A 12,155-nucleotide genomic window follows, 5' to 3' on the forward strand; every position below is an offset into this window, starting at 1 on the left:
TCCGGAAATCAGGTGGGGGAGGGGTGATTCTGCAACATCGGCGCGGAAAGTGCGCCGGCCGGCATCAGGATGTCGGCGCGCGGCAGCTGGGTGGGGTCGAAGGCCTGTCGAGCCGCGGCCAGCAGCGCGTCCAGATCGTGCGCGTGGTCCAGGGCCGCAGGCGCCTGGCCCAGCAATTGCCAGAGCTGGCGCAGCACGGGCAGCGGGCGCGAGCTGTCCACCGGCAGTGCGGCCAGCGACTTGGACAGTTTGTGGCCCGGCGCATCCAGCAGCAGCGGCAGGTGCCAGTAGTGCGGCACCGCCAGCCCCAATGCCTGCTGCAGCAGGATCTGCCGCGCGGTGGAGTCGAGCAGGTCGGCACCGCGCACCACTTCGGTCACGCCCTGTGCGGCGTCATCGACCACGACTGCCAGCTGGTAGGCCCAGCAGCCATCCGCACGGCGCAGCACAAAGTCGCCGACCTCGGCATGCACGTCCTGCTGCTGCGGTCCACGCAGGCCATCGGTGAAGCGCACGATGCTGCCACGTGGGATACGGAAGCGGACGGCGGGGTCCGGCCGGGGTTGCCGGGCGACGCAACGATGGTGGATGCCACCGCTGGCAGCCAGGTCGCTGCGGCTGCAGTGGCAGACGAAGGCCTGGTCGCTGGCCAGCAGCACGTCCAGCGCAGCCTGGTAGGCCTCGCCGCGCGTGCTCTGCCAGAGGACCGCACCATCGTGGGCCAGCCCGAACGCAGCCAGCGCCTGCAGTTGTGACTCGGCGGCGCCGGGCACGGTGCGCGGTGGGTCGACGTCTTCGATGCGCAGCCGCCACAGGCCGCCGTGATGGCGCGCAAGCAGCCAGCTGCCGAAGGCGGCGAGCAGGGATCCGGGGTGGAGCAGGCCGGTCGGCGAGGGCGCGAAGCGGCCGCAGGGAATGGGGGCGGTCATGCTGGCTGAATCGTCGGTCAGGTTGGCGCTTGAATTCAAGCTGACCACACCGCAAATTGACCGGTATCGACCCCTTCCGAGCCGGATTTTCCCATGTTTACCCGCATTGCCCTGTTCCTGGCGACCAACTTCGCGGTCCTGATCCTCGCCAGCATCGTGATGTCGCTGGCGGGAACCGACCCGAGCAAGATGAGCGGTCTGTTGATCATGGCCGGCATCTTCGGTTTCGGTGGTTCCTTCATCTCGCTGCTGCTGTCCAAGTGGATGGCCAAGCGTTCCACCGGTGCTGTGGTGATCACCGAGCCGCGCAACCAGACCGAACGCTGGCTGCTGGCCACGGTCGAGCGCCAGGCCAAGGCGGCCGGTATCGGCATGCCGGAGGTAGCGGTGTATGAAGGCCCGGAGATCAACGCCTTCGCTACCGGCGCCAACCGCAACAACGCGCTGGTGGCGGTGTCCACCGGCCTGCTGCACAACATGAGCGAGGACGAGGCCGAAGCGGTGCTGGGCCACGAGATCGCCCACGTCGCCAACGGTGACATGATCACCATGGCGCTGTTGCAGGGTGTGCTGAACACCTTCGTGATCGTGCTGGCCCGCGTGGTCGGCGGCATCATCGACAGCGCGCTGTCGGGCAACCGCGAAGGTGGTGGCCGCGGCTTCGCCTACTACATCATCGTGTTCGTGCTGGAGATGGTGTTCGGCCTGTTCGCCACGATGATCGCGATGTGGTTCTCGCGCCACCGTGAGTTCCGCGCCGACGCCGGTGGCGCCTCGCTGGCGGGTCGTCAGAAGATGATCGCCGCGCTGGAGCGCCTGCAGCTCAACCACGGCCAGAGCACGCTGCCGACCCAGATCGCCGCCTTCGGTATTGCGGGTTCGACCGCGAAGAAGCTGTTCATGAGCCATCCGCCGCTGGAAGAGCGCATCGCCGCGCTGCGGGCGTCGACGGTGGCGTAAGTCTTCGCTCCTTGTTAGTGCAGGAACGCCTGGCCCCGCGCCGGGCGTTTTTGTATGTGCGCGCACGCATTGGTGGCGCCGGGTACGACCCGGCGAGAGTCGTTTCCGCGACCGCGGAGGAGTGTCACTTTCTTTGCGCGCAAAGAAAGTAACCAAAGAAACGCTCCGCCGGTCGCGAGCCGTCGCTACGCGCCGGTACCCTGCGCTTCTCGGTGAATCAGGGGACGGCGCCGAACTCGCTGCGCTCAGACACCGGCGCCTCTTCGCCCCTGATTCCCCTGCGATGCTCGGCTCGCTCAAGGCGGACTGGAAGATCAAGATCAAGATCAACAGCATCCACACGTGGCGTGGATCTACTGGGTGCAGCTGTGGCATTTGACCTTGGGACCCGCCTTGAGCGAGCCGAGCACCGCAGGTCCGGCGAGGGCGAAGAGGTGCGGGTGTCTGAGCGCAGCGAGTTCCCGCACCGTCCCTCGGCGGGCCGAGGAGCGCAGGGTACCGATGCGCAGCATCGGCTCGCGCCCTGGCGGCGTGTTTCTTTGGTTACTTTCTTTGCACGAGCAAAGAAAGTGACACCCCACCGCGGTCGCGGAAATGATCCCCAGGCATCGCCTGGCGCGCCAATGCGTCGGCGCACAAACGAAAACGGCACCCTCGCAGGTGCCGTTTCAGTGAGCCACGTTGCCGGGACGCTTAGAACTTCGCGTCGAACTCGGCGGCGTAGCCGGTGTTCACCAGCACCTTCTGCAGCGACTCGGCTACCTTCAGGTTGCCGGCCACGATCTGGTGGGTCTCCGGACCGCGGTTGTCCATGCGGCCCAGGGTCGCGCCCTTGAAGTCGCAGACCTTGCCGCCCGCCTCGCGGACCAGCAGCAGGCCGGCAGCGATGTCCCAGGCCTTCACGCCGGCTTCGAAGTAGGCATCGGCACGGCCACAGGCCACGTAGGCCAGGTCCAGCGCGGCCGAACCGGTGCGGCGGATGTCCTCGCCGTGCACCAGCAGGGCGTCGACCGCCTTCAGCTGGGCGCTGGCACGGCTGCGCTCGCGCGGGGCGAAGCCAGTGTGGATCATGGTGCCTTCCAGGTCCTTGCGATCGGCCACGCGGATGCGGCGGTCGTTCAGCACGGCACCGGCGCCACGGCTGGCGGTGAACAGTTCATTGCGCAGCGGGTCGAAGATGACCGCGTCGGTCGGCTCGCCGTTCTCGACCAGGGCGATCGACACGCAGTAGTGCGGCACTCCGCGCAGGTAGTTGCTGGTGCCATCGAGCGGGTCGATGACCCACATCTGGCGGCGCTCGCCCTGCACGCCACCTTCTTCACCGAAGATGCCGTAGTCCGGGTAGGCGCGCTTGAGTTCCTTGACGATGACCTTTTCCGCATCCGCATCCACTTCGCTGGCGTAGTCCATCCGGCCCTTCTGCACCACGTTCAGTGCCTCGAGCTTGTTGATGTTGCGCAACAGGACGTTGCCGGCGAGGCGGGCGGCCTTGACCATGACGGTGACGGCGGGTTTCTGCATGGCGTGGGCTCCCGGAAAGGCAGAAGAGATGGACTGGCGGGGGAAAAGAGCGGGTCCGGCGCAGTGGCCGGCCGCACAGTTTACCATTGGTCATCGTCCAGCTCGACCTTTTCCCTGTTCATGTCCCAGTTTCCTGCCGCCACCCGCCTCCGATTCGTCCTGGTCGGTACCCAGCACCCCGGCAACATGGGGGCTGCCGCCCGCGCCCTAAAGACCATGGGCCTGGCCCGCCTGGTGCTGGTCGCCCCCGAAAAACCGCTCGACGAAGAGGCCTTCCGCCGCTCGGCCGGTGCCGAAGACGTGCTGGGGGACGCCCCGGTGGTGGCTACCCTGGCCGAGGCCGTGGCTGACTGTCGCCTGGTACTGGGCTGCACGGCCCGTGCCCGCCGCGTCCAGCTGGAGGAGTACCTGCCGGCCGATGCTGCCGCCCGCGCGGTGGCCAAGGCGGGCGAAGGTGCCGAGGTGGCACTGGTGTTCGGCCGCGAGCGCACCGGCCTGACCAACGAGGAGCTGCAGCTCTGCCACGCCGCAGTGCACATCCCGTCGGACCCGGAGTTCAGCTCGCTCAACCTGGCCGCCGCCGTGCAGGTGCTGGCGTACGAAACGCGCATGCAGCTGCTCGGGGCGCAGCCGGTTGCAGGAACCGAACCCAGCTTCCGCGAGCAGGCGGCCAGCCATGAGCAGATGGAGAGCTTCTTCGCCCAGCTTTCCGACACCCTGGAAGAGATCGATTTCCACAAGGGGCGTGCTCCGGAATCGGCGATGCGCAAGCTGCGCCGCCTGTTCCTGCGCAGCGAACCGAGCGAGCAGGAAGTGCGCCTGCTGCGCGGCATCCTCGCCGACACCCAGCGCATGGCGCGTCTGGCCCAGGCCGGTAGCAAGGACAGCTGACGACGTTCTCATTTTTTCGGGTAGTCTGTCTGGATACCCAGGGGGGATGACGTCTGTGTCGGGTCTGCGAAAGGCAATGCAGGGGGGACTGCTGAGCCTGGCCATGGTCCTGCTGGCCGGAGCCGTGCATGCAGCGCCGGATCCGGTGCTGGTGCTGGGCCGGATCAGCGATGATCCCAAGGCCCACTACGAGCAGCTGCAACCGCTGCTGGACTACGTTGTGGCTCGCATGCATGACGTCGGCATCCAGGAGGGGCGGATACTGATGGCCCGCGACCCGCAGCAGATGGCCAGCTATCTGCGGCGGGGACGGGTCGACTGGGTCACGGAAACCTCCGGTACGGCGGTGGCGTTGGGTCAGCGCAGCGGTGCTCGCCCCTTGCTGCTGACCGAACGCAACGGGGTGCGCGAGTACCAGACGGTGTTCTTCGTGCGCAGCGACAGTCCCATCCAGCGGGTGCAGGATCTGCGCGGCCATCGCCTGGCCCTGCAGAACACGGCTTCCACCAGCGCCTACCTGGTGCCGGTGATGACCCTGCTGAACCATGGCCTGTCGCCACAGATCCTGGCCGGGGTCTGGGACGTGCCAGGGCGCGACAGCGTGGGGTATGTGTTCGCGCGCAGCGAGTTGAACATCGCGACGTACGTGCACAAGGGGATGGCGGATGTGGGGGCGGTGAGCAGCGTGGACTGGAATGACGAGCGGCGGGTGCCGGCTGCATTCCGGCGCGACTTCCGCGAGCTGCTGCGCACCGAACCGTACCCGCGTGCGGTGGAGATGGTCCGCGCCGACCTCGATGCCCGGGTGCGCGATCGCCTGCAGGAAGTCCTGCTCCAGGCAGCCAGCGACCCGCAGGCGCAGGGCGCGTTGCATCGTTTTTTTGGCACTTCCGGTTTCCACCGTGTCGATGCGCATGCGCAGCAGCGGTTGGATGAATTGAAACAAGGATTGACGCGCGTGCGGATGGAAGTGGAATGAAGTGGCTCGGCTCGGGGATGCAGGCCCGGTTCCTGCTGGCGATGGGCGGAGCGATGGTCGTGGTGGTCGCGATCCTGGCGGTGCTGCTGGGGCGCCAGACGGCGATGCAGAGCGAGGTGCGCACCCTCAGCGGTGGCGTCATCCATGAACTGTTCGACCGCAGCGTGCGCAGCCGCGGCGAGGCGATGGCGCGCGAGTTGTCCGATGCGCTGGCCAACCCGCTGTATTACCGCGACCTGGACCAGGTGGGCGTACTGGTGCGCAGCACGGCGCGACAGCCGGTGGTGCGTTATGTACTGGTGTTTGACGAGCGTGGCCGGCTGGTGCACGACGGCTCGGTCGAGGTCTCGGGATTCGGCCAGCCGATGGCCGATCCCTTGGCGCCCAAGGCTGCGGCGGCGCAGGCATTGCTGGTGCAGGAATCGCCGAAGGTGCTGGACAACACGATGCCGATCATGGTCGGCAACCAGCGCATCGGCGGTGTCCGCGTCGGGATGGCGCTGGACGAGGTGCAGCAACGCGAACAGGCGGCCAATGCCACCCTTGGCGAGCGCCTGCAACTGGTCGGCAGCCGCCACCTGGGATGGTTGCTGCTGATGCTGGGGTTGCTGGTGGTGATTGGCGTGGTGGTGATCCTGTACGTGCAGCGCACGCTGGTCGCGCCGATCCGCGACCTGGCCGCGGCCGCGCGCCGCATCGAGGCGGGGGACTATCAGACACCGCTGGCCGAGAACACCCGTGACGACGAAGTGGGTGAGCTGGTGCGCGGCTTCGCCCGCATGCGCGATGCGATCGCCCGCCATGACCGTGAAGTGCGGCACATGGCCTACACCGATGCCTTGACCGGGCTGACCAACCGGCTGGCGTTCCGCGAAGCGCTGGATCATCGGCTGATGGCGGCGCGTGCCGCCAACCATCGCTTGGGCCTGCTGTTCGCCGACATCGACGATTTCAAGCGGGTCAACGACACGCTTGGCCATGAGGCCGGTGACGAGGCGCTGCTGCAGTTCGCACAGCGCATCGGTCGCGCGGTCGCGGAAGCGGGCGGTGACGAGGCCCTGCTGGCCCGCTTCGGTGGCGATGAATTCGTGATTCTGGTCGGCGACGGTGACGTGGCCGCCAACGCACGGCTGCTGGCCGAGGTGCTGGTGCGTGAGCTGGGCAGGCCGCTGGTGGTGCAGGGGCGGGAGCTGTTCCTTGGTACCTCGATCGGCGTGACCCTGTTCCCCGATGATGCGGCCGACGCGACGACGCTGCTGAAGAACGGCGACATCGCCATGTACCAGGCGAAGATGGCGGGCAAGAACTGCTACCGCTACTACAGCCGGGCGATGGACCATGCGGTCGAGCGCCGCGTGCACATGGAGCAGGAGCTGCGCGGGGCCTGGGAGCGTGGCGAACTGCGCCTGGCCTACCAGCCGATCTTCCGCATGCGCGACCGTCGCATGGTCGGCGTCGAAGTGCTGCTGCGCTGGCAGCATCCGACGCTGGGCACGATTCCGCCGTCGGTGTTCATCGAAGTGGCCGAGCAGAGCGGGCTGATCGAGATCATCGGCCCGAAGGTGCTGCGTGCGGCCTGCATGGAGGCCTCGCAATGGCCACGTGGCGTGGCAGGCGACGACCTGTTCGTATCGGTCAATGTGTCACCGCGGCAGCTGCGCGGCGGCGAACTGCCGGCGCTGGTCGCGCAATGCCTGCATGAATCCGGGCTGCCAGCGTCGCGCCTGCATCTGGAGCTGACCGAGACCGCGGTGATCGGTGACGAGATGGTCGCCGCGCAGCTGCTGGACAAGCTGCATCGCACCGGCGTGAAGGTCTGGCTGGACGATTTCGGCACCGGCTTCTCCGGCCTCAGCCACCTGCGCCAGGTGCCGGTGGACGGCGTGAAGATCGACAAGAGTTTCGTCGCCGACATGCAGCGTGATCCCGATGACCTCGCGCTGACCACGGCGATCATCGCCATGGCCCACGCGCTGGGCATCACGGTGGTGGCCGAGGGCATCGAGCAGCAGGCGCAGTTCGAACTGCTGGCGCAGCGCGGCTGCGATCTGGGGCAGGGCTACTGGCTGAGCCACCCGGTCACCGCCACCGAAGTGGTGCGGATGATCGAGTCGGGCGTCTGACCGATTGACGTTGTGCTGGGGTCGGATCCCTTTTCCGCAGGAAAAGGGATCCGACCCCGGTAGTGCTCTTACACCGGGCGCTTGCTCGGGTCGCCCGGCAGTTCGCGCACCAGCTTGGGAACCAGGTAACCGGACAGGCGTGCGGTCAGGCCGGCAATCAATGCCTTGGCCTGGGTGTCGTCCACTTCGAAGTGGGCCACGCCTTCGACCCGGTCCAGCTGGTGCAGGTAGTAGGGCAGCACGCCGGCGGCGAAGCTGCGCTCGCTCAGGTCCTGCAGAGCCTGCACGCTGTCGTTGACCCCGCGCAGCAGGACGGCCTGGTTCAGCAGCTGGGCACCGACGCTGCGCAGGCGGCCCATCGCCGCGTCCACGCCGGCGTCGAATTCGTTGGCATGGTTGGCGTGGACCACGATGGCCAGCGGCCACGGCAGGCTGCCCAGCCAGGCCAGCAGTTCCTCGTCCACGCGCTCGGGCAGCACGATCGGCAGGCGGCTGTGGATGCGCAGGCGGCGGATGTGCGGAATCGCGCGCAGGGCATCGGTCAGCTCGACCAGCTTGTGCGTGGCCAGAGACAGCGGATCGCCGCCAGACAGGATCACCTCGTCGATGTCAGGGTCGGCCGCGATGGCGGCTACGGCCTCCTGCCAGCCCCCCTTGGCGGCATTCTCCGCGCCATAGTCGAAGTGGCGGCGGAAGCAGTAGCGGCAATTGATTGCACAGCTGCCCGTCGCCACCAGCAGGGCGCGGCCTCGGTACTTCTGGATGACGCCGGTGGCCTTCTTGGCCGCGCCATCGCCCACCGCATCGAAGCTGAACCCGGGCGCGGGGCGCATTTCCTCGTCGATCGGCAGCACCTGCCGCAGCAGCGGATCGGCCGGATCGCCCTTGCGCATGCGGGCCACGAAGCCCTCCGGCACGCGCAGCGCGAACTGGGCCATGGCCGCGTCCGAGACGCCCAGCGCGGCCGGGTCCAGCTGCAGCCGGGCCAGCAGGGCCTGCGGGTCGCGCAGCGCCTGGCGCCAGAGCTGCTGCCAGCGCGCGGGCGCACCTGGCGACTGGGGCCGTGGGAAGGCGGAAAGCTGCATGGAGAGGGGGCCTGCGGTTATCATGGGGGCAGAAAAACAGTCGCCCACCGGCATCCGGTGGGCTTTCCATTCTAACGGCTCGCCGCACCCGCGGCGTTTTTGCCACTCAGGAGTTTACGCATGGCCAGCTACGGCATGAACGACGTCAAGAACGGGATGAAGATCCTGGTCAACAACCAACCGGCCGTCATCATCGACACCGAATACGTCAAGCCGGGCAAGGGCCAGGCCTTCACCCGCGTGAAGTACCGCCTGATCAAGGACGGCCGCACCCAGGAAGTGACCATGAAGTCGACCGACTCGCTGGATGCAGCCGACGTCGTCGATACCGACATGAACTTCATGTACAGCGATGGCGAGTACTGGCACTTCATGGACCCGGAATCCTTCGAGCAGGTCCAGGCCACCAAGGCCGGCATGGGCGGCGCCGAGAAGTGGCTGAAGGGCGAAGAGTCCTGCGTGGTGACCCTGTGGAACGGTGAGCCGATCTTCGTGCAGCCGCCGAACTTCGTCGAGCTGAAGATCACCGAAACCGATCCGGGCGTCCGTGGCGACACCTCGGGCGGTGGCGGCAAGCCGGCCACCCTGGAAACCGGCGCCGTGGTCCGCGTGCCGCTGTTCGTCAACCAGGATGAAATCATCAAGGTCGATACCCGTTCGGGCGAGTACTCCGCACGCGTCAAGTAATCCGGCGCAGCCGGATTACGGTAGTACCGGCCGCTGGCCGGGTACGCGCCATCGCATTCGCGCTGGCGCTCCCATGATCTGCTTCGGCAGATCATGGGCTCCGCTTCACGAGTCTCCAGACCCCGCCGCTTCGCGGCAGCCCCTGACTCAGGGGCGTGTCCCCCAGAAGTATCTCGCCGCCCCCACAGCCAAGTGAGCCCGCATGAGCGATAGCCCGCACCTCCCCGAAGCCTGCGACCTGCTCATCGAAGCCGGTTACGTCGTTCCGATCGAGCCGCATGCGGTGGTGCTGGAAGACCACGCCGTTGCCGTGCGTGGCAGCGAGATCGTCGCCATCCTGCCGCGTGCCGAGGCGCGCGCGCGCTTCCGTGCCGCGCAGGTGGTCAGCCGCCCCGAGGCGGCGCTGATGCCGGGCCTGGTCAACGCGCACACGCACAATCCGATGACCCTGCTGCGCGGCGTCGCCGACGACCTGCCGCTGATGACCTGGCTGCAGCAGCACATCTGGCCGGTGGAAGCGGCGGTGATCGGGCCGGAATTCGTGGCCGACGGCACCACCCTGGCCATCGCCGAGATGCTGCGCGGCGGCACCACCTGCGCCAACGAGAACTACTTCTTCGGCGACGTGCAGGCCGCGGTCTACAAGAAGCACGGTTTCCGCGCGCTGGTCGGCGCGGTCATCATCGATTTCCCCACCGCCTGGGCCAAGACCGACGACGAGTACTTCGCCAAGGCCGGTGAACTGCACGACCAGTGGCGCACCGATCCGCTGATCGGCACCGCGTTCGCGCCGCATGCGCCCTACACGGTCAACGATGCCAATTTCGAGCGGGTGCGGATGCTGTCCGACCAGCTCGACATGCAGGTGCACCTGCATACCCACGAGACCGCGCAGGAGATCAACGATTCGATCAAGCTGCACGGCCAGCGCCCGCTGGCGCGGCTGGACCGGCTCGGCCTGGTCAACGACCGCCTGATCGCGGTGCACATGACCCAGCTGACCGATGCGGAAATCCACCTGTGCGCCGAACGTGGCGTCAGCGTGGTGCACTGCCCGGAATCGAACCTGAAGCTGGCCTCCGGTTTCTGCCCGGCCTGCGCCCTGCAGCGCGCCGGCGTGAACCTGGCGATCGGTACCGATGGCTGCGCCAGCAACAACGACCTGGACATGTTCAGCGAGAACCGCACCGCGGCGATCCTGGCCAAGGCCGTGGCCGACGATGCCACCGCGCTGGACGCGGCCACCACGCTGCGCGCGTCCACGTTGGGTGGCGCGCGCGCGCTGGGCTTCGGCGATCGCATCGGCTCGATCGAAGTCGGCAAGCAGGCCGACCTGGTCTGCGTCGACCTGTCGGCGCTGGAAACCCAGCCGCTGCACAACGTCCTGTCGCAGCTGGTGTACGCCACCGGCCGCCAGCAGGTCAGCGATGTCTGGATTGCCGGCAAGCCGAAGCTGGTGCAGCGCGAGCTGGTCGGCATGGACCTGCCGGGCATCATCGCCAACGCGCGCCAGTGGCGCGAGCGTATCCGTCATATCCGCGCCTGAACCCCGGCGCTGCAAGGACTTCCCCATGACTGCCCCCCACGCATCCTCCAATTTCGATCAGGCCGAGCTGGACAAGTTCGCCGCGCTGGCCAACCGCTGGTGGGACGCTGACGGCCCGCAGAAGCCGCTGCATGCGCTGAATCCGGTGCGGCTGAAGTACGTGGCCGACCGCGTGCCGCTGCGCGGCGCACGCGTGCTCGACATCGGCTGCGGTGGCGGCCTGCTGAGCGAGGCGCTGGCGCAGTCCGGTGCCGACGTCACCGCCATCGACCTGGCCCCGGAACTGGTCAAGGTCGCGCGCCTGCACGCGCTGGAAAGTGGTGCCAAGGTCGATTACCGCGTCCAGGCCGCCGAGGACCTGGCCGCCGAGCAGCCGGGCAGCTTCGACGTGGTCACGTGCATGGAAATGCTCGAGCACGTGCCCGACCCGGGCGCGATCATCGAGGCCTGCAAGCGCCTGCTGAAGCCGGGCGGCCACCTGTTCCTGTCGACCATCAACCGCACCGCTGCCGCCTTCGCGGTGGCGATTGTCGGCGCCGAGTACGTGGCGCGGCTGCTGCCCAAGGGCACCCATCACTACCAGGAATTCATCAAGCCGGCCGAGCTGGCGCGCTGGCTGCGCGAGGCCGACATGCAGCTGGTGGATGTCAGCGGCATGGCCTACGAGCCGTGGCGCAACCACGCCCGCCTGAGCAGCCGTACCGACATCAACTACCTGGCCTACGCGGTCAAGCCGGTATGACCTCCAACGGTTTCCCGCGTGCGGTGCTGTTCGACCTGGACGGCACGCTGCTGGACAGTGCGCCGGACTTCGTTGCCACCTGCGATGCGATGCTGGCCGAGCGTGGCCGTGCACCGATCGATCCGGCGCTGTTGCGCCCGGTGGTGTCGAAGGGCTCGCGTGCGATGGTCTCGGCAGCCTTCCCCGAACTGGACGTTGCCGCACGTGACGCGCTGATCCCGGAATTCCTGCAGCGCTACGAAGCATTGATCGGCCAGCACGCGGTACTGTTCGATGGTGTTGCAGACATGCTTGCCGCACTGGATGCTGCCGGTACGGTGTGGGGCATCGTCACCAACAAGCCGGAGTATCTGGCGCGGCTGATCGTGCCGCAGTACGGCTGGCAGCAACGCTGTGCGGTGCTGGTGGGCGGTGACAGCCTGGCCGAGCGCAAGCCGCATCCGCTGCCGCTGCTGCACGCTGCACAGGCGATCGGCATCGTCGCCGAAGACTGCGTGTACGTGGGCGACGACGAGCGCGACATCATCGCTGCGCGGGCCGCAGCGATGCCGTCGGTGGCGGCGCTGTGGGGTTACCGCCTGCACAGTGACGACCCGCTGGCCTGGCAGGCCGACGTGCTGGTCGAGAACGCCGGACTTCTGCAACTGGCCAGCCTCTGGCCGACCCGGCCGGCAACCCCGGCCCAGCCGTAA

General features: G+C 67.6%; 11 protein-coding genes. 8 read left to right on the plus strand and 3 right to left on the minus strand.

Annotated features, from left to right (window positions below):
* Positions 1-8: 8 nt before the first annotated feature.
* The gene (gluQRS, locus tag D7T59_RS05175) at positions 9-929 is read right to left on the minus strand and encodes a tRNA glutamyl-Q(34) synthetase GluQRS (RefSeq protein WP_180852054.1); all 921 of its coding nucleotides are present in this window, start codon (positions 927-929) and stop codon (positions 9-11) included.
* 93 nt (positions 930-1,022) lie between these two features.
* On the opposite strand from gluQRS, the gene htpX reads away from it, so the two are divergent.
* Complete coding sequence (htpX, locus tag D7T59_RS05180) at positions 1,023-1,889, plus strand: protease HtpX (protein WP_106551375.1); 867 nt, start codon at positions 1,023-1,025, stop codon at positions 1,887-1,889.
* Between the two features lie 693 nt (positions 1,890-2,582).
* On the opposite strand, the gene D7T59_RS05185 is transcribed toward htpX, so the two are convergent.
* Complete coding sequence (locus tag D7T59_RS05185; RefSeq protein ID WP_005417749.1) at positions 2,583-3,410, minus strand: inositol monophosphatase family protein; 828 nt, start codon at positions 3,408-3,410, stop codon at positions 2,583-2,585.
* A gap of 120 nt (positions 3,411-3,530) precedes the next feature.
* Here D7T59_RS05185 and D7T59_RS05190 point away from each other — a divergent pair, with 120 nt between their 5' ends.
* The 3 genes from D7T59_RS05190 to D7T59_RS05200 are packed head-to-tail and all read left to right on the plus strand — an operon-like array spanning position 3,531 to position 7,403.
* Positions 3,531-4,301, plus strand: a complete 771-nt coding sequence (locus D7T59_RS05190) for an RNA methyltransferase (RefSeq protein ID WP_180852053.1) — start codon at positions 3,531-3,533, stop codon at positions 4,299-4,301.
* Positions 4,302-4,347: 46 nt separating this feature from the next.
* A complete protein-coding gene (locus D7T59_RS05195; RefSeq protein ID WP_142806410.1) occupies positions 4,348-5,280 on the plus strand; it encodes a phosphate/phosphite/phosphonate ABC transporter substrate-binding protein in 933 nt (310 codons plus the stop codon).
* Positions 5,277-7,403, plus strand: a complete 2,127-nt coding sequence (locus D7T59_RS05200) for a putative bifunctional diguanylate cyclase/phosphodiesterase (RefSeq protein ID WP_164135921.1) — start codon at positions 5,277-5,279, stop codon at positions 7,401-7,403. The genes D7T59_RS05195 and D7T59_RS05200 overlap by 4 nt, the downstream gene beginning before the upstream one ends.
* Before the next feature lie 68 nt (positions 7,404-7,471).
* On the opposite strand, the gene epmB is transcribed toward D7T59_RS05200, so the two are convergent.
* The gene (gene epmB / locus D7T59_RS05205) at positions 7,472-8,488 is read right to left on the minus strand and encodes an EF-P beta-lysylation protein EpmB (RefSeq protein WP_180853103.1); all 1,017 of its coding nucleotides are present in this window, start codon (positions 8,486-8,488) and stop codon (positions 7,472-7,474) included.
* 120 nt (positions 8,489-8,608) lie between these two features.
* On the opposite strand from epmB, the gene efp reads away from it, so the two are divergent.
* The 4 genes from efp to D7T59_RS05225 all read left to right on the plus strand — a co-directional run bounded on the left by efp (position 8,609) and on the right by D7T59_RS05225 (position 12,155).
* The gene (efp, locus tag D7T59_RS05210) at positions 8,609-9,175 is read left to right on the plus strand and encodes an elongation factor P (protein WP_006457340.1); all 567 of its coding nucleotides are present in this window, start codon (positions 8,609-8,611) and stop codon (positions 9,173-9,175) included.
* 202 nt (positions 9,176-9,377) lie between these two features.
* Positions 9,378-10,721 carry a TRZ/ATZ family hydrolase gene (locus D7T59_RS05215; protein WP_053460913.1) on the plus strand — a complete coding sequence of 448 codons (1,344 nt, stop codon included), beginning with the start codon at positions 9,378-9,380 and terminating at the stop codon, positions 10,719-10,721.
* A 25-nt stretch (positions 10,722-10,746) separates the two neighbouring features.
* Entirely contained in the window at positions 10,747-11,463 is a 717-nt protein-coding gene (gene ubiG / locus D7T59_RS05220; protein WP_180853102.1) for a bifunctional 2-polyprenyl-6-hydroxyphenol methylase/3-demethylubiquinol 3-O-methyltransferase UbiG, read from the plus strand.
* Entirely contained in the window at positions 11,460-12,155 is a 696-nt protein-coding gene (locus D7T59_RS05225) for a phosphoglycolate phosphatase (protein ID WP_180853101.1), read from the plus strand. Before ubiG ends, D7T59_RS05225 begins: the two co-directional genes overlap by 4 nt.

Source organism: Stenotrophomonas maltophilia, assembly GCF_013464915.1.
In the GTDB taxonomy this organism is placed as follows: Bacteria; Pseudomonadota; Gammaproteobacteria; order Xanthomonadales; family Xanthomonadaceae; genus Stenotrophomonas; species Stenotrophomonas maltophilia_AT.